A 21,917-nucleotide genomic window follows, 5' to 3' on the forward strand; every position below is an offset into this window, starting at 1 on the left:
GTCAGGCCTTATGCGAGGCGGCTGCGCGGAACCCTCCGGCCCGTTTGCCGCCGTCGGCGCCCGGCGCGGCGGCTTCGGTCCTGCCGGAGACGGCGGCACCTCCGCCCAGCGCCGCCTTGCCGGAGTCGATGATCTCGGTGGCGGTGGCGTCCGCAGTCCCCGTGCCGGCGCCCGCGCCGGTGCCACCGGCAACACCGGATGCGGCATCGCCAGCCATGGAACCGGAGGCACCGGACGCGCCGGAGTTCCCAGACCAGTCATCCCATTCCTCATCGATATCGTCCTTGGCCTTCTTGCTGCGACGGCGGCGGACCAGCACCACGATCGCCACGATCACACCGGCCGCGACCACCGCCGCCACGACCCAGACCCACCACGGCAGGCCCTGATCGACGGTCTGATTGATCGCGGGGTCCATCGTGGGGTCGGTCACCGGCATCTGCTCGCTCACAGCGAGCTTGACCGGGAATTCCTTGGTCTTGGTCTGCCCGTCCGAGTCCTCATAGGTGATCTTGAGCTTGGCGTCGAGCTCGCCCGAGGACTGCGGCGTGAAGGCGTAGCCGATCGAGCCGGTGGCGCCGGAGGCCACATTGCCCACGTACTGGGTCTTCATCGTGGCGTCGAAGCCCTCACCCTCCATCGTGGCCTCGACATTGGAGATGTCGCCCTTGCCCTTGTTCACGTATTCCATCGTGACCGTGGTCTCCTCGCCTGCGAAGGCCTGATCCGGCAGTGCCGGTTCGCCGATTTCGAAGCGGTCGGGCTGGCTGACCGGCACGGAGATCTTGATGTCGGACTGGTTCGAGGAGCGTGAGCCGGAGTCCACATACTCGTATCGGAAGCTCACGGTGATGGGCTGTGCGCCGCTTTTGGCCGAGGAGACGGCCTGCATGGGCAGACTTTGGGTCAACGAGTATCCGGCCCACAGCGCATCCACGTAGAAGGTGTTGGTGCCGCCGGCGATGGCGAAGCTCTCGCCGCCATCGACCGTGACCACCATGTTCGAGACGGCGACCTGCCCCATGTTCTGGAAGGTGAAGGCCAAGTCGAATTTGGAGCCGGCGGCCACCGAATCGCCGCCGTACGTGAAGTTGGTGACGATGATGTTCGGCACGGGGCCGGCCACCGGCGCGGCACCGCCGCCGTCCGAGGTCTGTGCGGAGGCATTGCCATCCTCGGCGTATGCCGGATGCGGCAGGGAGACGACGGCAAACGCCAGCGCGAGGATGGCGAGCAATGCCGTGATGACGGCGAACATGCGATTGGTGAGGTGCTTCATCGGTCGACTCCTTGGACTGCGGCGTTGAAACGGTGGGAATGGTCGGAATAATCGGAATGGGCGGTGTTGGAGCGGTCATCGATGATCCGCCCATCGAACAACGTGACGATGCGGTCGGCGTACGAGGCCATCTGCGGGTCGTGCGTGACCAGCACGATGGTCTGGTTGAAATCTCGTGCGAACGAGCAGATCATGTCCATGACCTCGGCCTTGGTCTTGGAATCGAGGTTGCCGGTGGGCTCGTCGGCGAACACCACTTCCGGCTTGGTCACGAATGCACGCGCGATGCCGACGCGCTGTTGCTGTCCACCGGACATCTGACGCGGATAGTGGCTCAGGCGATGGCCCAATCCCACGCGCTTGAGCACGCCGCGGGCCGCCCGCTCCCGCTGTTCCCTAGGCACGCCGCGGAACATGAGCGGCATCGCCACGTTCTCGACGGCGGTGAGGTTCGGCAGCAGGTTGTACGACTGGAACACGAATCCGAGATGCTTCTGGCGGAATGCGGCGAGCTCGCGCTCGTCGAGACGGCTGACCGGCACTCCCCCGATGCGTACGCCACCACGGGTCGGCTTCTCCATGCCGGCCAGCTGGTTGAGCAGCGTGGATTTGCCGGAGCCGGATTCGCCGAAGATGCAGCAGATCTGCCCCTGCGGAATCGCAAGGTTCACGCGGTCCAGCGCCACCACCGTCTCGTCCTCGACGGGGTATTCCTTGCGCAGGTTCCTCACTTCGATGATGGGACGGCCGGCGGAACCGCCGATGTGGCCGCCAACGGGCGGATCGCCGGATATGCCGGCGGGACTGTCTGATCGAGGCACGGGCACCTTCTCTCTCGTTCGTCGCCATTGGCGAGCGCTGCGCGCGTGACCGCACCTCTCACGACCGTTGCATCGCGGTGACGCGAATCACACTTCTTCCAGTGAGTCTAGTGCGAACGTTCAGGTTGCGCACCCATTAGGGGTGTTCCCTGATGCCGGTCGGGTGCCAATAGGGGTGGGCGAGTCGCCGGTTCACCCGGCATCGAACGCGGCGACCGCCTCCATGAACCGCTTGCCGTACAGGTCGAGCTTGTGCTGGCCCACACCGTTGACGGCGAGGAACTGGGCGTCGGTGACCGGCTTGATACGGGCCATGTCGCGCAGGGTCTTGTCCGAGAAGACGATGTACGGCGGCTTGCCGATCTCCTGCGCGATGGTGCGGCGCAGTTCGCGCAGCTTCTGGAACAGCGCCTCGTCCTCGTCGTCCGGGATGTAGGAGCCCAGCGCCCGACCGTCGCCGTCGGATACCGCGCCGGCGAATCCGGCGTTCCCGGTGCCATTGCCAGCCCCGTTGCCGCCGCAACGCCCGGAGCCGCCCGTCCCGCCGGCCTTGCGCTCCACCCGCTTGATCTCATAGTGGAAGTCCGGCTGTGCCGTCTCGACGGCGCGACGACCGAACATGACGATCGGCAGACGCCCTTCGGCGATGGCCAGATAGCCGTCCGTGGCCATCTGGCTGAGCACGTCGCGGATACGCGCCTCGTTCACGTCCTTGAGCATACCGAAGGTGGGCATCTGTTCCGGATTGAGCCACGCGAGGTCCTGCGCCTTGGAGCCGCGCAGGATCTTCACGATCTTGCCCGACCCGACCCGCTGGTTCACGTCATGCACGCACCGGCTGATGGCCTGGGCCACGCGGGTCACGTCGATGGTCTCGAACGTGCTTTCGCAGTTCGAGCAGGCTCCGCAGGTGCTCTCGGCGGCCCCGGCCGTCCCGTTCGCCGCGCCCGCCGGCGTGAGCTCCTGCCCGAAATACCGCGTCATGTACCGGTGCAGGCATTCAGTGGTACGGCAGTATCCGACCATGCCGTCCAGCAGTCTGCGCTTGGACTGGCGCACAATCTCCTGCTCCTCGGGCGTGAGCCGTTCGTTGTCGTAGTCGTTGTCCAGTAGACGACGCCGGGTGACGATATCCGATTCGTTCCACAGCAGCGTGCATCGGCTGGGCTCGCCGTCGCGTCCGGCGCGTCCAGCCTCCTGGTAGTAGGCTTCGATGGATTCGGGCATGTTGTGGTGGATCACAAACCGCACATTGGATTTGTCGATGCCCATGCCGAAGGCGTTCGTGGCGACGACCACCGGCATCCGATCGGTGATGAAGTCGCGCTGGGCCCGTTCGCGTACGTCGGGGGCCATGCCGCCGTGATAGGCCACGGCCGGATGCCCCATCTGGTTGAGCGTGGCCGCGAGCGCCTCCGTCTCCTTGCGGGTGGCGCAGTAGACGATGCCGGATTCGTCCGCGTGATCGGCCACGTAGCGGGCCACCCAGGCGGCCTTGTACTTGGTCTCCAGCTTGACCACGTCGAAGTACAGGTTCGGCCGGTCGAATCCGGTGACGGTGACGGAGGGATCGCGCAGTCCCAGCATCCCCACGATATCCCGGCGCACCCGTTCGGTGGCGGTCGCCGTGAACGCGCCCACCGGCGGACGGCTCGGCAGGGAGGCGATGAAGTCGCCGATGCCGAGATACGACGAACGGAAGTCCTGCCCCCACTGGGAGACGCAGTGCGCCTCGTCCACGGCCACAAGCGCGATCGGCGTGCGGGAGGCGAAGTCGCGGAACCGTCCCGTCTCCAAACGTTCCGGGGCGACGTACAGCAGTTTCACCTCACCCGCGGCGGCCTGGGCAAACACCATCGACTGCTCGTCCGGGGTCTGGGTGGTGTTGACGAACGCGGCCGGCAGCCCCAGATCGTTCAGCGCATCCACCTGATCGCGCATCAGGGAGATGAGCGGGGAGATGACGATCGTGACGCCCGGCAACAAGGCGGCGGGCACCTGATAGCACACGGATTTGCCGGCGCCGGTAGGCATGACGCCGAGTACGTCGCGCCCGGCGAGCAGCGATTCGACGATCCCCTGCTGCCCCGGCCGGAACGAATCGTAGCCGAAATACCGTTTGAGCGCCCCCAATGCATCCTGTGCTGTCATAGTTGACCAGTGTAGCGACGCCGTCGGGCCGAGGGGATGCCGAGCGTCCCGGCCCGGAGGCCACCACGTCGCCCTGCGCCGCGTGAGGTTGGTCACAAACGGTTGCGCCGGCGGCGCAACGGGCGCAGTGGCGAGGAATGCGGTAGCCCGGCCGTATTACTATGCAGACAAGGGGAAAGGGAGTAGTGTATCTTTCCCGCAATATGATGTGCAGAATGTGCAAAGAATAAGGTGGATATGACCGACGTAACAACTTCATTCCCACGCCCGAACGACGAGCAGACCACAGTGCTGCGTCCCGTGGGTTTTGACGGCATGCCGAGGACTACCGCCGATACGGATGCGGCCGATACCCGTAAGCGCAGGTCCCGTATGACCCATGCGAAGCGCCGCAACAGGACCGGACTCGTGGTGCTCTTCGCCGTGCTCGCGGTGCTGCTCGCCGCGCTTATCGCCTACTTCTTCATCGGCCGCTGGTACTTCCAGGACAAGGCCGCGCCCGGCGTGCATCTGGGCAACGTGTCCGTGATGGGACAGACCAAGGACGAGCTCACCGACACCGTCAACCAGCAGGTGAAGAACACGGTGGTGAGCTTCACTGCGGACGGCAAGACCGCCAAGGCCTCCCTGAGCGATCTGGGTGTGTCCGTGGACACGTCCAAGACGGTGGACGCCCTGCTCAACGCCAAGACCGGTGATTTCGCCAAGCTCAACATCTTCGACCAGCCGCATGTGGCGCTTGCCGCCAGCACGGACAACGCCACGGCCGAACAGTACGTGACCGATGGTCTGGTGGACGAGGCCGACCGCGTGCAGCTGACCTCCGTGAGCTACAACAAGGGCTCCCAGCAGTTCGAAGTCGTCGCCGGCAAGGATGGCAAGCAGCCGAACACGCAGACCATCACCGCCGCCGTGAAGCAGACGGTCGCCAACCCGGGCGAGCACACCACGGTCGCCGTGAAGCTGGAGACCGGCAAGGACGTCGTTGACCCGGCCGCGGCCCAGCAGGTCAGCGATGACGCCAACGCGCGTCTGGGCCTGACCATCAACCTCGGCAACACGAAGGACCGGAACATTACCATCCCGGCCGAGCAGATCGCCACGTTCCTCAAGCCGACCACCAATGTCAAGACGGGCGAGATCAGCCTCAAGGTGGACGATAAGGCCATCAGCACATACGTCGCCAGCGCCGACGTGGTCAAGGAACTGACCGAGGAGAAGGTGACCCGCGAGGTGTACATCGCGCCGAAGTCCGAGGGCGGCCAGCGCATCGGCGCCGACAAGACCCTGGGCCAGGACGGTGTGGAGGTGACCGGCGTGGGCGATGCCCCCGCGCAGATCGCCAAGGCCCTGGAGCAGAACCAGCCGGTCGATACGGCCGTGGCGGTGAAGGACACCCCGTATGACGTCAAGGAGGTCGAGGTCCCCCACAACTTCGACGTGGCCAATGGCGATCCGTGGGTGCATGTGAATCTGACGAACCAGACTGCCACCGCCTACCGCGGCACCACGCCGGTCGCCACGTTCAACATCGCCTCCGGCCAGTACACGGCCGACGGTTCGCGGCTGTCCGCCACCGGAACGTTCTACGTGTACCTGAAATACGAATCCCAGACGATGAGCGGCCCCGGCTACTCCCAGTCCGGCACCCCGTGGGTGTCCTACTACAACGGCAGCGAGGCGTTGCATGGCGTGCCCGTGTACATGTGGGGCGAGCACCCGATTTACGTCCAGCAGGGCATCCCAGGCTCCCACGGCTGCATCAACATGCAGGTGGCCGACGCCAAGTGGATGTACGACTTCGCACCGCTCGGCACCCGTGTGGTGGTCGATGGCACCACCCCGTCCTCCGGCGAGCCGTTGCGCGCCGCCGGCCTGGATGCCACCACGTACACCGGCGCGTGATGCAATAACAGCAACCGCACAGGTCATCGTAAAAGGAATCCCGGCACCTCATCGGTGTCGGGATTCTTCGTATTCAGGAACCGTATGCGAACCTGTGCGGAACGCTCGCCCGCATCCGCCACGGCATCAGATCCACTCGAGCGCCTGCTGCAGGTCGGCGATGAGGTCGTCGGCGTTCTCGATGCCGACCGAGATGCGCACCAGGTTCGCGGGCACCTGCAGCGTGGTACCGGCCACGGAGGCATGGGTCATGGCGGCGGGCACCTCGATGAGGCTTTCCACGCCACCCAGCGATTCGGCCAGCGTGAAGATCTGCGTGTGGTCCACGAAACGCTTGGCCGCCTCGCCGCCGGCAGCAAGCTGCACGGAGACGATGCCGCCGAAGCCGCCGTGCATCTGTCGGGCGGCGATCTCATGGCCCGGGTGGGATTCAAGGCCCGGGTACCAGACGCGCTCGATCACATCGGAGGGCTGGGATTCCAGCCATTGCGCCACCTTGAGCGCGTTGGCGCTGTGACGCTTGACGCGCAGGTCCAGGGTCTTGAGTCCGCGGATGTCCAGCCAGGAATCGAACGGGGAGGGCACCGCACCGGCCGCGTTCTGCAGGAACGCCACCTTCTCGCGAATCTCCTCGTCGTTCAGGACCACGGCGCCGCCGACCACGTCGGAGTGGCCGCCGATGTACTTGGTGGTGGAGTAGACCACCACATCCGCACCGTCCGCGAGCGGGTGCTGCAGGGCCGGCGAGGCGAAGGTGTTGTCCACCACGACCTTCGTGCCGTACTTGTGCGCCACCTCGGCGGTGGCGGCAATGTCGGTGATGTTGAGCAGCGGGTTGGAGGGGGTCTCCACCCACACGTACTTGTACGGCTTGGCGGCGAGCGCCGCCTCCACGGCCGCCGTGTCGGTGATGTCCACCACGTCGAGGCCCACGCCCCACGGCACGAACACCTTGGCCAGCAGACGGTAGGTGCCGCCGTACACGTCGTTGCCGAGCAGGATATTGTCTCCCGGCAGGATGGTGGAACGCAGCAGCACGTCGATGGCGGCGAGGCCGGAGGCGAAGCTCAGCGCGTACTTGGCGCCCTCGACGGCCGCGAGCTGCTCGTCGAAGCTGGTGCGCGTGGGGTTGATGGAACGCGAGTAGTCATGTCCGCCCCTGAGGCCCAGCACGCCGTCCTGCTTGAACGTGGAGGTGGCGAAGATCGGGATCACGACGGCGCCGGTCGTGGGATCCGGCTCCTGACCGGCGTGGATGGCACGGGTGGCGAGGGCGGTATCGGCGAACTTGGCGTTGTATTCAGCGGACATGATGGTGGTTCCTTTCGGTGTGTTCGTATTCGAGGGTAATTCAGGGATGGATGATGGACTGATGACGGATGGGCGTGTTGGCGTCAGCGGGTATCAGTGTTATTGATGACCGGTTATGGGTTATGGGAGGGACCGGTCAGGCCAAATACTGCGCGGCGAGCGACGGCTTGGCGGTCCGGTCTACGATGTCGCCGTATCCGTTGGCGCGCATCCAGTCGTCGTTGAAGATCTTCTCGAGGTAGCTGCGGCCCGAATCGGGGGCCAGGACCACCACGATCTGGTTCTCGTCCAGATCGTTGGCGAGCGCGTACTTGATGGCGCTGGCCACGGCCATGCCGGACGAGCCGCCGACCAGCAGCGCCTCCTCGCCCGCGAGCCTGCGGGTCATCTCGAAGGCCTCGGCGTCATTGACCTTGACGATGTCGTCGGTGATGTTGCGGTCGAAGGCCTTGGGATAGAAGTCCTCCCCCACGCCCTCGATGTCGTACTGGTGGACCTCGGCGAGCGAGTCGGCTGAGTAGATGGAGCCCTCCGGGTCCGAGCCGATCACCTTGACCGCGCCGTTCGACGCCTCCTTCAGGTACTTGCCGGTGCCGGAGATCGTGCCGCCGGTGCCGATGCCCGCCACGAAGTGCGTGACCTTGTGGTCGGTGGCCTCCCAGATCTCCGGGCCGGTGGTGTAGTAGTGGCTTTCCGGGCCGTTCGGGTTGTCGTACTGGTTCGGACGGAAGCCGCCGGGAATCTCGTTGGCGAGGCGTTCGGCCACCTGATAGTAGGAGCGCGGGTCGTCCGGGCCGGCGTCGGTGGGGGTCACGATGACTTCGGCGCCGTACGCGCGCAGCACCGCACGCTTGGATTCGGAAACCTTGTCCGGCAGGGTGAAAATCGTGCGGTAGCCGCGCTGCTGGGCCACGAGCGCCAGTCCGACGCCGGTGTTGCCGGACGTGGGCTCGACGATCACGCCGCCGGGCTTCAACTGTCCGGACTTCTCGGCGGCGTCGATGATGCGCTCGGCGATGCGGTCCTTGGAGGAGCCGCCGGGGTTGAAGTATTCGACCTTGACGGCGATGGTGGCCTTGACGCCGAGCGACTGCGGGATGTGATTGAGCTTGACGAGCGGGGTGTTGCCGATGAGTTCCGCGAGGCTGTTGTGGATGGTCATGATGGAGGTCCTTTGCTGTACGGGGTGATTGGTTTCGACTGATTGTCCATGCTGACTGTCGTGAACCGACGTCCCCGGCGAGCGGAGGAGCGATGATGACCGTTGATTGAGATTCGTGTGGGATTCGTTGGGCTGCCAAGGATGATTGCCGCGCGGCGTTCGCCGTTTCACCGTTTTGCCCGGTGGTGGTTCCCATCCGTTGTGCGTGCGTCTCGACCGATGCGCCATAATACGCCATGGCTTCGGGTACGGAACACTTCCATACCGTGATTCATCGGAGACAACTGCGGCGACCGCCGCGATTCGAATGCTCTATCTCAAGTTATGCGTCACTGACCGCTCGCCCTGGGGCGTCGGTTAGCGACAACAACATGAGATGAACTGCATGCTTCATAGCGTAGCACAGCCCACGACCTCCGCGTGTCGCCCCGGGCGCACCGGCGGCCCGGTCACGCCGCCCGGTCACGAACCCGGTACTCTCGACGCATGGCCAATATCGTGACGGAACATGACGCCGGCGGCGATGAGCGCACCGTTTATAGCGACGCGGCGGCGATGAGTTGCCGGGTGTAGTCGGACTGAGGGTCTCCGAGCACAGCCGCCGTAGGTCCGGACTCGACCACGCGGCCTTCATTCAGCACGACGATGCGGTCGGCGATATGCTGCACCACGCCCAGATCATGGGAGACCATGATGATGGCAGGACGAATCGGCTGGCCGGTGGCAGGGTCAAGGACTCGGGAGCCCTCACCGGAGAGAATCGACTGGAAGGTCTCGAGAATCCGGACGCGGGCGGCCACGTCGATGGCGCTCATCGGCTCGTCGGCGAGAATCACACGCGGCTCGTTGACGATGGCGCGGGCGATGGCGACGCGCTGGGCCTGCCCGCCGGACAGGTCGCACGGGTAGCGGCCAAGGAACATGCGCGGGTCGAGTCCCACGCGGGCCAGCGCCTGCACGGTCTTGCCCTCCACCTCGTCGGCCGCGAAGCCAAGCGCGCGCCGACGCAACCACAACGGTTCGGACACCGACCGCTCGACCGTCCAACGCGGGTCAAGCGAACCGTACGGGTCCTGGAACACGATGGACGACTCGGCACGCAAGGCCTTCATCCCGGCCGAGCCCCGGCTCACCTCGGCACCGCGATACACGATGGTCCCGGAGTCTGCGGCGGCCAGACCAAGCAAGATGCGGGTGAACGTGGTCTTGCCCGACCCGGATGCGCCAATCACCGCAAGGCACTCCCCCGGTTGCACGTCGGCGGAGACATCGAACAGCACCTGTCGGCGCGGGGCACGGCCGAATCCCGACAGGCCGCGATGCATGTCGCGGGCCGCGAACGAAGCGTTGATGCTGCGCGCGGTGAGCAGGGGCGGCTCTGCGCCGGCACCGGTATCGGTATCAACATCAGCATCGGCAGTGTGCGGCATGGAATCCGATTCCCTTTCGGAGCCGGAAGCCCGGCCGTCGTCCGTCCGTTGGCCCCGAAGGATCCGGGATGGCGGACGTACCAAGGATGCCGAGGACGCCAGAGGCGTCCGGGCCGCATCGTCTCCGGTCTCGCGCCCAAGACGCTTCTCCCGGTCGGAGGACAAAGTCGTCTGCGTCATCGAACCCCCTTCCCGATGCCGGCATGCAACGTCAGGTTGCGTGCTGCGGAGACCAACCGTCGCGTCTCGACGGTCTTCGGCGCGGCGAGCAGGTCGGCCGTATTCCCCGACTCCACAATACGTCCGGCGTCCAACACATAGCATCGGGACGTGGCGCGGGCGAGCACCGAGAAATCATGGGTGATGAATAGCAAGGACGCACCCGCGCCGTCCACGAGCGAGGTCAGCAAATCCACTATCTGGCGCTGCGTGATGGAGTCAAGCGCCGTGGTCGGCTCGTCGGCGATGATGAGGCGCGGCGAGGTGACGAGCGCCGTAGCGATGCCGACGCGCTGCTGCTGTCCGCCGGACAGCTCATGCGGGTATTTGCCGGCCGTCTCCCCCGGTAGCCCGACCTTGTCGAGCATGGCCGCCACGCGTTCGGCCCGTTCGGCCTTGCTGAGGTCGTAGTGCAGCCGCAACGGCAGTGCGATCTGCTGTCCCACGGTCATCACCGGGTTGAGCGATGCGGCCGGATTCTGGAACACCGTGCCCACGTATCGGCCACGAAGGTCGGCGAGTGTGCGTTCCGACGCTCCGATTACCTCGGTGCCGCCCAGCGTTATCGAACCTGACGCCGTCGCGCTCTGCGGCAGCAGTCCCAGTATGGCCTTGGAAATCATCGACTTGCCGGAGCCGGAGGAGCCGATGAGCCCCACCCGCTCGCCGTCGGCGATGCTCAGATCCACGTCGGAGACGATCACGCGACCGCCGATGGCGACGCCAAGTCCACGGATGTCAACGCTCACCGTGCGCTCCTTCCGGTCATGACCGCAGTATCCGGCACATCCTCGGCACGTCTCTGTGCCGTATCGGCCTCGTCATTGTCAATGCCATCGGCATCGCCGTCGCCGTCATCGCCGTGCCCGGCGGGTACCACAGCGCCCGCCTGCCGCAGCCGCAGCGCAGGGTTGGACACCGGGTCGATGGCGTCGCGCAGCACGTCACCGAACACGTTCAACGCCACGACAACCAGCGTGACGATCAGACCCGGCCACAGCACGGTAAGAGGAAATACATTGATGAGCTTGACCGAGGTGGCCAGCGAATGCCCCCAGCTCGGCACGCCGGAGGGCACGCCGATGCCGAGGTAGGTCAGGCCCGATTCGGCAAGCACCGCCGTGCCAGCCGACAGCGAGAGCTGCACGGCCAGCACCGGAAGGATGTTGGGGATGATGTGGCTGGTCAGCACCCGCCAGCCGCTCGCGCCATTGGACCGCGCCGATTCCACGTAGGACGAGCGGGCGGCCAGCACTGCGGCGGGCCGGGCCACACGCGCCAGATTGAGTCCGTACCCGAATCCGCAGGCGATGACGATCACGGTGACCGACGCGCCGAGCGGCACCGCCAGAATCAGCGCCACGAGCACCGTGGGGATGGAGATCAGCGCATCGACCGCCACAACGGTGGCATTGGAAAGCGCGGCGTGGCGGGCCACCATCGCGGCGACCAGCGCAAGCCCCCATACGGCGGAGAGCGCGACGGTAAGCAGCACGATGAGCAGATTGGTACGAGAGCCGGCCATGAGCCAGCTGAACACGTCCGAGCCGGTGCCGTCGGTGCCGAGCCAGTGGTCGGCGGACGGCTTGGCCCAGACGTGGTAGCCGTCGGTGGCCCACAGGGATTGCGGCGTCCAGACGAGCGAGATCGCGGCGACCAGCACCCACAATGCCAGCACAATCAGCGCGAATCGGCCTTCGCCGCGGCGCCACATGGACTTGAAGATGATGACCGGTGTGGAGGGGGCAGTCGGCGAAACGGTCATGCGTTCACCTCCGAAAGGTTTGCGGCGGTTTTCAACCGGGGGTCGAGAAGACGGTGGAGCACGTCCACCACGAGACCAATGGCGAGGAAGAACGCGGCGAGCAGGAACAGCTCGCTCTGCACGGCGATGAGGTCGCGATTGCCGACGTCCGTGACGAGCCCATTGCCGATGCCGGGCAGGGCGAACAGGTTCTCGATAACCATCACGCCGGTGATCATCGAAGCGAACGTGAGGCCGATTACCGAGACCAGCTGCGGGGTGGCGAGCCGCAGTCCCACGCGCAGCACGGCCTGGGGCCGGGTCATGCCGCAGGAGCGGGCCATGTCGATGTAGCCGGAGCCGGCCAGATCGCCCAATGCGGCACGGGTGTAGCGCATCAGGGATGCGCCGACGATGATGCCGACCGTGAGCGCTGGCAGTATCAGCGACAGCAACGCCTTGCCCGGCGCGGCCCAGCCGTCGAGCGGGAACCCCTGCGAGGGCAGTATGCCAATCAGGCCCACGCCCCGTCCGAACAGCAGGATGAGCAGCATGCCGCCCCACAGGGCGGGCACGGCGCCGCCGACGATGGCCAGCATGTGGAACATGCCGCGCACCCGGGGCGAACGGGCCAGCACGGCCGCGCAGCCCAACGGCAGCCCGATGGCGAGCGCGACAAGCAGCCCCGCGATGATGAGCGGGAAGGTGATGGAGGCCCGCGCGGCGACCAACGCGGTCACGGAGCGGCCGGTCAGGATCGACGTACCGAAGTCGCCGCGGACGAGCGCGCCCATCCAGTCGAGGTATTGTGCCGTCAACGGACGGTTCAGGCCCAGTTGCTCGCGCAATTGGGCCGCCTTCTCGGGCGGGGCGTTCACGCCAGCCATGATGGAGGCCACGTCGCCGGGCAGGATGCGCAGCGCCGCGAATACCACGACGGACAGGCCGAACAACGCCGCCGCGAACAGCAGCAGTCGGCGGACGACGAATCGCATCGCCGGTCTCCTTTCCTTGGCACTCGGATGATTTCGGAGATCTTCTCAGTTACCTATGATGACGGCTCCCCTCAGTCGCTTCGCGACAGCTCCACTCGGAGAGGGGAGCCGACCGGAGCCATTCGGGTTCGAATACTGGGTGGGAGACGGCTTCCCTCAGGGAGAGGGGAGCCGAGGTTTTCGCGAGCCGCGGTTACTTGGTGTACGTCACGTTGTACAGCGGCAGCACCGTCTGGTTGAGGTCGAAGGGGAAGCCCTCGACGCCCTTGGCCGTGACGGTGGTGATGCGGTAGTTGAACAGCCAGTCGGCCGGGGCGTCCTCGGAGACGAGCTTGGCGGCCTCGGCGAACTTGGCGTCGCGCTCCTGGTCCGAGGTGGCGGCCACGCCTTCGGCGTACAGCTTCTGCACGTCCTTGTTGTCGTAGCCGAAGTAGTACGTCGGGTCGGCCCAGCTGGCGAAGTCGTGGCTCTCGTTGTGGTCCACCAGCGAGATGTCGAAATCGTGGTTGGTGTACACGTCCTGCAGCCATGTGGAGAACTCCACCACGTTGACCTTGAGGTCGATGCCGATGGGCTTCAGCTGCGAGCGCAGCTGGTCGCCGAGCTCGGTGCCGTAGATATTGGCGTAGGTGAGGGTCAGCGCGAGCGGCTTGTCGGCCGAATATCCGGCCTCGGCCATCAGCGACTTGGCCTTGTCCTGATCGTAGGGGTACAGGCCGGTCAGGTCCTCGTACCCGGGGTCGAGTGACGGGATCGGGCCGCCCAAGGCCTTGTCCGCTCCACCGCGGGAGGCAATGATCTCCTCGTGGTTGATGGCGTAGCGGATGGCCTGACGCACACGCTTGTCGGCGAGCTTGGAGCCGGCCGCGTTGTTGAAGGCGAGCACGAACTTGTCGGTGCCGTTGCCGGCCTTGACCGTGTAGTTGTCGGTGTCGGAGACGAACGGTCCGGCCAGCGTCTCGGTGATCGGCGCGAGCACCTGCACGTCGCCGGACTTCAGGGCGTTGACCGCGGCGTTGTCGTCGGCCAGGTACTTGACCACCACAGTGGGCGTCTTGGCCTTGTGGTCGCCCCAGTACTTGCCGTTGGCCTTGAGCGTGATCGAGCTGTTCTCCACGAACTTGGCGACCGTGTACGGGCCGGAGCCGATGGCCTGGGTCTTGAGGTCGTACGTGGCGTCCTTGTCGAACACGAGTCCGGCGCGGCCGGTCAGGATCCACAGCAGATTCGAGTTCGGGGTCTTCAGCGTGATGACGACGGTGTCGGCGTCCTTGGCCTCCACCTTGCTCACGGCGGCGAGCGCATCGGCATCGTGGTACTGCTTGGCGATGAGCTCGTTGATCGACCATGCCACGTCCTCGGCGTCAAGCGTGTCGCCATTGGAGAAGGTCATGTTCTTGTTGAGATGGAAGGTGTAGGTCAGGCCGTCCTTGGATTCGTCCCAGCTGGAGGCGATGGCGGGAACCACCTGGTTCTTCTCGTCTCGCGCCACCAAGCCCTCGTACACGTTGCCGATGAGCACCTGATCGAGTGCGGAGCCCGCGGTGTTGCGGATGTCGAGGTTGGTGGGGGTGAGTTTGAGGCCGATGGTCACGGTGTCGGCGGTCTTCGATGCGGATGCCGTGGTCTGGGAGTCGCTCTTGTCGTCCTTCGCGTACGCGAAGGTGATGCCGACCACGACGGCCACCGCCACGATCACGGCGATCAGCGAAATCAGCCACCACTTGGGGCCGTTCTTCTTCGGCTGCTTCGCGCGCGAGGCCAGGCTTGCGTCGGTGGTCGCGGCGGTTGCCGTGTTTGCCGTTTTTGCGGAGGTCGCGGCGCTCTCCGCTGCCGCCGCAGTGTTCTCGGTTGCGCCGCTACCAGCGTGCGCACCGTTGTTCCGGGACATGTCTTGAGACATGGTGTTTCCTCTTACCTGTTCTGTTATGTGTGATTATCGATATATCGGTTGGCCGCCCACGCCGGGTCGTCCACCGGCCCCCATCATAGACGCGGGGCCGTAATTCACGAGCATCGGTTTCTTTTTGGTAGGTTCGTCGTTTCTTAGGTAGGTTCCACCCGTGGCTTGGCGTCGCAATCGTGCGTTTTCCGGCCTCTGGGCAGAGGCGCACCTGCCAAAAGAACGACGAACCTACCAAAAGAAATGGGCTACCGCAGCTGCAACGGGTAGGATTGCCTCTTGAAATCCATCTCAACGCTGGAGGGTTATCATGCTGGTCGCCGTCGATATCGGCAATACGAACATCGTGCTCGGTTTTTTGGATGAGGGCCGCATGGCCGGCACCTACCGCATCACCACCAAGGCGAATCACACGTCGGACGAATACGGGCTGTTCCTCACCGAATTCCTGCGAATGAGCGGCTTCGCGCCCGCGGATGTGGACGACGTGGTCATCTGCTCGGTGGTGCCGAAGGTCATGCATTCCTTCCGGGCGTCGATCATCAAGTTCTTCGACATCGATCCGATGGTGGTGGGACCGGGCATCAGGACCGGAATGAACGTGCGCGTGGACGACCCGAAGTCGCTGGGCGCGGACATCCTGGCCGATTGCGCCGGCGCGTACTACGAGTACGGCGGTCCGGTGCTGGTGGCCGATTTCGGTACGGCCACCACGTTCACGCATGTGAGCGACAAGGGCGTGATCGACGCCGGGGTGATCACCACCGGCATCCGCACGGGAGCGGCGGCGCTGTGGGGCGACACGGCCCAGCTTCCCGAAGTGGAGATCACCCGACCGGATACGATTCTCGGCACGAACACCAAAACCTGCATGCAGGCCGGCCTGTACTACACGTTCCTGGGAGGCGTGGAGCGCACGATACTGCAATTCCGCAAGGAGCTCGGCGACGAGGATTTCCAGGTCATCGCCACGGGCGGATTGGGCCGTGTGTTCGAAAACGACACAGAACTCATCGACGTGTACGACCCGGACCTCATCTTCAAGGGCATGGCGCACATCTACGCCCGCAACGCGCAGTGACGCCGCGCCGAGGCCGGTGACGGCGAGGGAAGACGCCGCCCCGATGCGCACGGCGCCACTTGCCCTGTGGCGTCCGTTGGTAACGTCGCAGGGCCGGCAAACCGCCGGACGCAGCCGGCTCCCCACAGCATCACCACCGGACGCGGATGCCGCGGAATCGCCACGGAATCGCCGCGGAATCGCCACCGGATTCCAGCAAAACGGCGCTATTGGATTGTGAAGCCCTGATTGAAGCCGTATTCCTTGAGGTCCTTCTCCCAATTGGCCAACCCGTCGGCGAGCGAGACCTTCCTGCCGGGGTCGGCGAGCGGCTGCAGCGGGTTGCCGTCGTCATCGGTCTGTCCGAGTTCGATGGCGGCCTGCCGTCGCGCATACGCCTGGAAGCTGGACGTCCAGCGGTAGGCCTTGCCCACCGTTGACTTGAAGTCGTTGCGCGCATACACCTCGAACGGCAGGTACTGGTATCCCACCGACACGTCCTCTGCGGCCTCGGACAGCACCCGGTTGAACTTCTGGCCGCCGAAGTACGGGATTTCGATGCCGCTGTCGTTGGTCACCGTGGTCTTGTCGAGGAAGCTCTGCGAGTTGAGCGTGGTGTAGTCGGCCGGGAAGGCGCCACCGGCCACGCGGGTGGCGATGCCCTGCGCGTCATGGGTCACGAAGTCCACGAAGCGGTAGGCGGCGTCGGGCTTGCGCGTCAACTGGAGCACGGCGAGCGCCGACCCGCCGCTTTCCGCATTGGTCGGCTGTCCGTCATAGGTGGGCATGGTGGTGACGCGCCACAGACCCGCCGCCCCCGGCACGTTCGACAGCAGCAGCGACGGCATCCAGGCGCCGGAGAACACGGAGGCGATGGTGCCGGTGCCCACGCGCCGCTTCCATCGCTCCGACCATGTGGCCGAGGTGGTGTCGATGAGGCCCTCGTCGATCATCTTCTGCCAGAATTCAGTGAACCGTTGCGTGCCCTGATCATGCTCGAGATCGATGGTGACGGTCTTGCCGTCGATGGAGGTGTGGAAGGGCTGTCCGCCGGCGAGCCAGACCATGGCGTCGTAGAAGCTGCCGTCGCCGGCATCGGCGGCGATGTAGGCGTCGATGGCCTTGAGCTTCTTGGCGGCCTCGTAGTAGTCGTCCCACGTCTTGATCTGTGTGGCGTCCACACCGGCCTGCCGGAACACGTCCTCGTTGTAGAAGAAGCCCATCGGGCCGGAATCCATCGGCAGGCCGTACACCCGACCGGCCAGCTGCACAGACGACCATGTGCCGAGGGTGAAGAAGTTCGCGTAATCGGCGCTGGTGCGGTCGGTCAGGTCGAGCAGCTGCCCCGAGACGGCGTACTGCTGGAGCGCATAGTATTCGATCTGCGCCACGTCCGGGGTACCGTAGCCGTCCTGGATGGCGGTGTTGAGGTTGTCGTAGCCGGAGATGTCGGTCCATTCGACGCGGATGTCCGGATTGGCCTTTTCGAATTGCTGGATGACCTTGCCCATGCTCGGCTCCCAGCTCCACACGCTGATGACCGTGCGGTTGTCCTGCGTGGCCTGTCCGCAGGAGGCGAGGGATACGGTCAGGATGGCCGCCACCGCGGCGGTCGCCATGTGTCTGATTCGTCGTCCGGTCGTACGCATGGTGACGAGTCTACTATCCGCCGGGTATGGCGAAGCTCACGCCGAAACGGCGGAACCCCGCCCGCACCAGTCGTGCGAACGGGGTTCCTGTGATGGGGATCGGGACCGGGGACAATCGGTCCCGCATCACCCGGTGATTGACTCGGTCATCGGGCCAGCGGCTTACTTGACGGTGAAGCCCTGATCCTTGCCGTAGTCCTGCAGGGCCTTCTGCCAAGCGGCCACACCGTCGGACAGCTTCTGGTCGCCGGTGTAGGACTTGCCGAGGTAGTCGCCGAAGACCGTGCGGGCCTTCACCTCGAAGGGCAGGAACTGGTAGTCGGAGGACACGTTCTCAGCGGCCTGAGCGAGGACCTCGTTGTACTTCTGACCACCGAAGTAGTCCACATCCTCACCATCGGAGTTCTTGACGGTGGTGGCGTTCTTGAAGGAGTCGGACTCCATGGAGGCCTTGTCGGCCGGGAAGGCGCCGCCGGCCACACGGGTGGCCACGCCGTCGCCGTGGTTCGCGTACTCGATGAACTTGTACGCGGCATCGGCCTTCTTGGAGGAGGCGAGCACGGCCAGCGAGGAGCCGCCGTTCTCGGAGTTGGTGGCGGAACCGTCGGCGGTCGGCATCTGGGTCACGCGCCACTTGCCGGCGCCGGCCGGGGCGGAGTTGGCGAGGTTGGCCGGCATCCAAGCGCCGGTGAACAGGGAGGCGATGGTGCCGTCGGCCATGCCCTTGAACCAGTCCTCGGACCAGCCGGCGGTCTTGGTGTCGAGCAGGCCCTCATCGAGCAGCTTCTGCCAGAAGTCGGTGAAGGTCTTGACCTTCTCGTCGCCGGTGAGGTTGATGGTGACCTCGGAGCCGTCGGAGGAGGTGGTGAACGGCTTGGCGCCGGCCAGCCAGGTCATCGAGTCGAAGAAGCCGGCGTCACCGGTGTCGGAGGTGATGTAGTAGTTGTCGCCGAGGGCGTGGATCTTCTTGGCGGCCTCGTAGTAGTCGTCCCAGGTCTTGATGGACTCGGCGTCAACGCCGGCCTTGTCGAAGACCTCCTTGTCGTAGAAGAAGGCCATCGGGCCGGAATCCATCGGCAGGCCGTACACCTTGCCGGCGAACTGCACGGAAGCCCACGGGCCGGGGGTGTAGAAGTCCTCGTAGCCGGAGGTCTTGTCGGTGATGTCGAGCAGGTTGCCCTTGATGGCGTACTGCGGGATGGCGTAGTACTCGACCTGAGCGACGTCCGGTGCGCCGGAGCCGGCCTCGATGGCGTTGTCCAGCTGGGTGTATTCCTTGGTGTTGGTACCGACGTTCTTGAGGTCGACCTTGATGCCGGTCTCCTTCTCGAAGTCCTTGGCGACTTGGGTCAGCGTGGGCTCCCAAGCCCACACGGTGATCTCCTGCACATCCTTCTCCTGTGCAGGCTGGCTGCTGTTGGAGCCGCTATCGGAACCGCAGGCGGCGACGGAAACCAGCATGGCGACGGCGCCGGTGAGCGCGACGGCCTTCTTGGCGTTGGTGAACTTCATCGTTCTGTTCTCCTTCCTCGAATCGTCCAGAACGATTCAAACTTATTATGTCGCTCGTAACCATTGCCATATATCGGGGATTACTACTAGGGTTTCCTCGACTTTGAGAACCAGCCCTCTCCGGCTGATTTCATTGGTATGGTTGCGATAACATCTTCTAGTATACACACCGTCTCAAAGAATGCAACCGAAGACACCGGGCGTGTTATCGCAAACACTCGTATCATTCGGCCGGACCGCATCACACCGGAAGGCGGATTGCGCGGAACCGCTCCATCACCCTGAATGTGCGTCCCCCGCCACCCTGTCAAGCCCTGTTACACCAGAATTGACATGGATTAATCCGTTCAGGTTTAGGTTGGGTTGCTTTCTCAGGGAAATCAACCCAACTGTCTCTCCATGTATGTCAAAGTTGGTTTAACAGAGCCAACAAAAATGCACGCCTCCCAACAACAAAGGGGTGGGTTCCGATGGAAATGACCTTCCGTCGGAACCCACCCCTTCAGACCCCTGCGCCCGCGATGCATGCAGTCGCGAGGCAGACCTACAGCTTCACCACCAGCACACCGTTCGGCTGGATGGCAGCCGTATGCTCGGATTCGTTGACCTGCGCGAGTGAGGCGACCAGCGGCTCGCCTTCGACGTCGGCCACGGCCACCTCGTGCGTGCGGTTGAACAGGAACACGAAGTGGTTCTCGCCGGTCTCGTCCGTGCGTTCGACGCGCAGCACCTCGCCGCGGTCGTCACCGGAGGGCGTCTCGATGCCGAGCTCCCCGAGCAGTGCGGGCAGGCTCTGGGCCAGACCCTCACGGCCGAGTCGTGCGCCGATGTACGCGGCCTTGCCGTCACCGAAGTCGTTGACGGTGATGGCGGGAGCTCCGTTGAGACCGGTCCACTTGTCCGCCTTGAACTGGGCGACCACATGCGCGGAATCCGCCACGGAGGTGATCACGTCGGCGAAGTCATGCGCAACGGCGCCATTCGTAAGCTCGAGGTGGTCCACGGCACCGGGGAAGTCATCGCCCAGCGGGGCGAACTCCTCGACGCGCACGCCCACCACGTCGCGGATGGAGCCGGGGTAACCGCCCAGCCAGACGTGGTCCTTCTCATCCACCAGACCGGTGTAGTAGGTGGCGAACAGCTTGCCGCCGTTGGCCACATAGTCGCGCACACGCCGCGAGGTCTCCTCGGAGAGGATGGTCAGGCTCGGCAGCACGACGGCCTCATACTGGTCCCAGTCCCCGCGCACCGGCACCACGTCGGCGGTCAGGCCGTTGTCCGCCAACGCACGGAACCACGCGAGCGGCTCGGTCCAATGGCGTACCTCCTGGGTGGGCGTGGCGGTGTGCTCCGTGGCCCACTGGGACTCGTAGTCGAAGACGACGGCGACCTTGGACTTGACCAGCTTGGTACCAAGCAGTCCCTCGTCGGCGAGCTTGCCGAGGTCGGCACCCAGCTCGCACACGTCGCGGAAGATCTGGGAGTCAGCGCCCGCGTGCGGCACCATCGAGGAGTGCCACTTCTCGGCGCCGGCCTTGGACTGTCGCCACTGGAAGTAGCAGATGGCATCGGCGCCCATGGCCAGATGCGCGAGGGAGTCGCGCACCAGTTCACCCGGCTCGTTGCGATAGTTGATCGGACGCCAGTTCACGGCGGACGTCGAATGCTCCATGAGGAACCACGGGTTCTTGCGGGCGATGCCGTCGGTGAGGGATGCGGAGTAGGCCAGCTCGTCGAAGTGGGCCTCGCCGGGCGTGAAGTAGTGGTCGTTGGACACGAAGTCCACGTCGTAGCCCCACTTGTCGTAGTCGAGACCGGTGCCGCCGGCGGAGACCATGAAGTTGGTGGTCTGCGGCTTGGGAGCGATCTCGAGCAGCGTATCGCGTTCGGCGCGGTAGAAGTCAAGCAGCGCGTCGGAGCTGAAGCGCTTCCAGTCGAGCAGCTTGCCCGGGTTCATGAAGTTGCCGTCGCCGATGAAGCGCGGCGGGATGATCTCGGAGAAGTTGTTCATGCGCTGCGCCCAGAAGGCGGTGCCCCAGGCATCGTTCACGGCGTCGATGGTGCCGTACTTCTTCTCGCACCACTTCTGGAAGGCGCGCTCGGCGTCTTCGGAGTAGTCGAAGCGGTTGTGGCAGCCGTACTCGTTGCTCACATGCCAGGCCACCACATACGGGTTGTCCTTGTAATGCTCGGCCATCTTGCGGCACAGCTTGAGCGCGTACTCGAGGAAGACCGGGCTGGTGGCACGCCAGTGCTGGCGGGCGCCGGGATGGCAGACGTCGCCGCGGTAATCCACCCAGAGAATCTCGGGATGGGCCTGGGTAAGCCACATCGGCGGCGAGGCGGTGCCGGAGGCGAGGTCTACGGCGATGCCGGCCTTGCCGAGCTTGTCGATGACGCGGTCGAGCCAGTCGAAGTCGTAGACGCCCTCCTCGGGCTCAAGCTTGGCCCAGGAGAAGATGGCGACGGAGACCAGATTGACCCCGGCCTTTCTCATGAGTTCGATATCCTCGTCCCAGACCTCTTCGGGCCACTGGTCGGGGTTGTAATCGCCGCCGTACCAGATGCGGGGCTTCTGCCCGTCAAGTGGCTGCGGCCACTGGAATGTCCTGTGTTCGCTCATTGGTATCGTAATTCCTTTGCCTCGTTCTTGTTCTTCAATATCGTTGTTCTCATCGGCTTCGATGGAACGAAAGCCGGTGAGCCGTCGAAACGCCAGCTCACCGGCTGTGTGTTATTCATTGCCGCTCGTTCATTACCGCCGATTCGGCGGAAT

Annotated in this window: 15 protein-coding genes; 2 read left to right on the forward strand and 13 right to left on the reverse strand. The window is 64.8% G+C overall.

Going from position 1 to position 21,917, the window contains the following annotated elements; translation table 11 throughout:
* Position 1: 1 nt before the first annotated feature.
* The 3 genes from BMYO_RS02940 to recQ all read right to left on the reverse strand — a co-directional run bounded on the left by BMYO_RS02940 (position 2) and on the right by recQ (position 4,251).
* Positions 2–1,279 (reverse strand): COG1361 S-layer family protein, encoded by a 1,278-nt coding sequence (locus BMYO_RS02940; protein ID WP_233428075.1) that lies wholly within the window; start codon positions 1,277–1,279, stop codon positions 2–4.
* The gene (locus tag BMYO_RS02945) at positions 1,276–2,010 is read right to left on the reverse strand and encodes an ABC transporter ATP-binding protein (protein WP_420807287.1); all 735 of its coding nucleotides are present in this window, start codon (positions 2,008–2,010) and stop codon (positions 1,276–1,278) included. Before BMYO_RS02945 ends, BMYO_RS02940 begins: the two co-directional genes overlap by 4 nt.
* Before the next feature lie 282 nt (positions 2,011–2,292).
* Positions 2,293–4,251, reverse strand: coding sequence for a DNA helicase RecQ (gene recQ, locus BMYO_RS02950; RefSeq protein WP_094667094.1), 1,959 nt, complete (start codon positions 4,249–4,251; stop codon positions 2,293–2,295).
* A 237-nt stretch (positions 4,252–4,488) separates the two neighbouring features.
* Between recQ and BMYO_RS02955 the strand changes: the two genes are divergently transcribed.
* Positions 4,489–6,156 (forward strand): L,D-transpeptidase, encoded by a 1,668-nt coding sequence (locus BMYO_RS02955; RefSeq protein ID WP_094667095.1) that lies wholly within the window; start codon positions 4,489–4,491, stop codon positions 6,154–6,156.
* A gap of 126 nt (positions 6,157–6,282) precedes the next feature.
* Here BMYO_RS02955 and BMYO_RS02960 read toward each other — a convergent pair whose 3' ends face one another.
* From BMYO_RS02960 to BMYO_RS02990, 7 genes are all read right to left on the reverse strand, one after another.
* Positions 6,283–7,467: a cystathionine gamma-synthase gene (locus tag BMYO_RS02960; protein WP_094667096.1), complete on the reverse strand. Its 1,185-nt coding sequence runs from the start codon at positions 7,465–7,467 to the stop codon at positions 6,283–6,285.
* 136 nt (positions 7,468–7,603) lie between these two features.
* A complete protein-coding gene (locus BMYO_RS02965; protein ID WP_094667097.1) occupies positions 7,604–8,629 on the reverse strand; it encodes a pyridoxal-phosphate dependent enzyme in 1,026 nt (341 codons plus the stop codon).
* Between the two features lie 536 nt (positions 8,630–9,165).
* Complete coding sequence (locus BMYO_RS02970) at positions 9,166–9,954, reverse strand: ABC transporter ATP-binding protein (RefSeq protein WP_094667186.1); 789 nt, start codon at positions 9,952–9,954, stop codon at positions 9,166–9,168.
* A gap of 281 nt (positions 9,955–10,235) precedes the next feature.
* Positions 10,236–11,027, reverse strand: a complete 792-nt coding sequence (locus BMYO_RS02975; RefSeq protein WP_094667098.1) for an ABC transporter ATP-binding protein — start codon at positions 11,025–11,027, stop codon at positions 10,236–10,238.
* Positions 11,024–11,992 carry an ABC transporter permease gene (locus tag BMYO_RS02980; RefSeq protein WP_169834036.1) on the reverse strand — a complete coding sequence of 323 codons (969 nt, stop codon included), beginning with the start codon at positions 11,990–11,992 and terminating at the stop codon, positions 11,024–11,026. The genes BMYO_RS02975 and BMYO_RS02980 overlap by 4 nt, the downstream gene beginning before the upstream one ends.
* A gap of 47 nt (positions 11,993–12,039) precedes the next feature.
* Positions 12,040–13,017, reverse strand: coding sequence for an ABC transporter permease (locus BMYO_RS02985; protein WP_094667100.1), 978 nt, complete (start codon positions 13,015–13,017; stop codon positions 12,040–12,042).
* A 193-nt stretch (positions 13,018–13,210) separates the two neighbouring features.
* Entirely contained in the window at positions 13,211–14,908 is a 1,698-nt protein-coding gene (locus BMYO_RS02990) for an ABC transporter substrate-binding protein (protein ID WP_169834037.1), read from the reverse strand.
* 322 nt (positions 14,909–15,230) lie between these two features.
* Between BMYO_RS02990 and BMYO_RS02995 the strand changes: the two genes are divergently transcribed.
* Entirely contained in the window at positions 15,231–16,001 is a 771-nt protein-coding gene (locus BMYO_RS02995; RefSeq protein WP_094667101.1) for a type III pantothenate kinase, read from the forward strand.
* Positions 16,002–16,207: 206 nt separating this feature from the next.
* Here BMYO_RS02995 and BMYO_RS03000 read toward each other — a convergent pair whose 3' ends face one another.
* The 3 genes from BMYO_RS03000 to BMYO_RS03010 all read right to left on the reverse strand — a co-directional run bounded on the left by BMYO_RS03000 (position 16,208) and on the right by BMYO_RS03010 (position 21,764).
* On the reverse strand, positions 16,208–17,629 hold the full coding sequence (locus tag BMYO_RS03000; protein ID WP_169834031.1) for an ABC transporter substrate-binding protein: 1,422 nt from the start codon (positions 17,627–17,629) through the stop codon (positions 16,208–16,210).
* Positions 17,630–17,791: 162 nt separating this feature from the next.
* A complete protein-coding gene (locus BMYO_RS03005; protein ID WP_094667102.1) occupies positions 17,792–19,141 on the reverse strand; it encodes an ABC transporter substrate-binding protein in 1,350 nt (449 codons plus the stop codon).
* Between the two features lie 544 nt (positions 19,142–19,685).
* A complete protein-coding gene (locus BMYO_RS03010) occupies positions 19,686–21,764 on the reverse strand; it encodes a beta-galactosidase (protein WP_094667103.1) in 2,079 nt (692 codons plus the stop codon).
* Positions 21,765–21,917: the final 153 nt, after the last annotated feature.

The organism is Bifidobacterium myosotis (genome assembly GCF_002259745.1).
Lineage (GTDB): Bacteria > Actinomycetota > Actinomycetes > Actinomycetales > Bifidobacteriaceae > Bifidobacterium > Bifidobacterium myosotis.

Bases quoted from the DNA above. Each gene is read 5' to 3' on its own strand.
- BMYO_RS02970 (WP_094667186.1), bottom strand. From the start codon at position 9,954: ATGCATCGCGGCCTGTCGGGATTCGGCCGTGCCCCGCGCCGACAGGTG.
- BMYO_RS02980 (WP_169834036.1), bottom strand. From the start codon at position 11,992: ATGTGGCGCCGCGGCGAAGGCCGATTCGCGCTGATTGTGCTGGCATTG.
- BMYO_RS02965 (WP_094667097.1), bottom strand. From the start codon at position 8,629: ATGACCATCCACAACAGCCTCGCGGAACTCATCGGCAACACCCCGCTC.
- BMYO_RS02995 (WP_094667101.1), top strand. From the start codon at position 15,231: ATGCTGGTCGCCGTCGATATCGGCAATACGAACATCGTGCTCGGTTTT.
- BMYO_RS02990 (WP_169834037.1), bottom strand. From the start codon at position 14,908: ATGTCCCGGAACAACGGTGCGCACGCTGGTAGCGGCGCAACCGAGAAC.
- BMYO_RS02955 (WP_094667095.1), top strand. From the start codon at position 4,489: ATGACCGACGTAACAACTTCATTCCCACGCCCGAACGACGAGCAGACC.
- BMYO_RS02960 (WP_094667096.1), bottom strand. From the start codon at position 7,467: ATGTCCGCTGAATACAACGCCAAGTTCGCCGATACCGCCCTCGCCACC.
- recQ (WP_094667094.1), bottom strand. From the start codon at position 4,251: ATGACAGCACAGGATGCATTGGGGGCGCTCAAACGGTATTTCGGCTAC.
- BMYO_RS03005 (WP_094667102.1), bottom strand. From the start codon at position 19,141: ATGAAGTTCACCAACGCCAAGAAGGCCGTCGCGCTCACCGGCGCCGTC.
- BMYO_RS02985 (WP_094667100.1), bottom strand. From the start codon at position 13,017: ATGCGATTCGTCGTCCGCCGACTGCTGCTGTTCGCGGCGGCGTTGTTC.
- BMYO_RS03000 (WP_169834031.1), bottom strand. From the start codon at position 17,629: ATGCGTACGACCGGACGACGAATCAGACACATGGCGACCGCCGCGGTG.
- BMYO_RS02940 (WP_233428075.1), bottom strand. From the start codon at position 1,279: ATGAAGCACCTCACCAATCGCATGTTCGCCGTCATCACGGCATTGCTC.
- BMYO_RS03010 (WP_094667103.1), bottom strand. From the start codon at position 21,764: ATGAGCGAACACAGGACATTCCAGTGGCCGCAGCCACTTGACGGGCAG.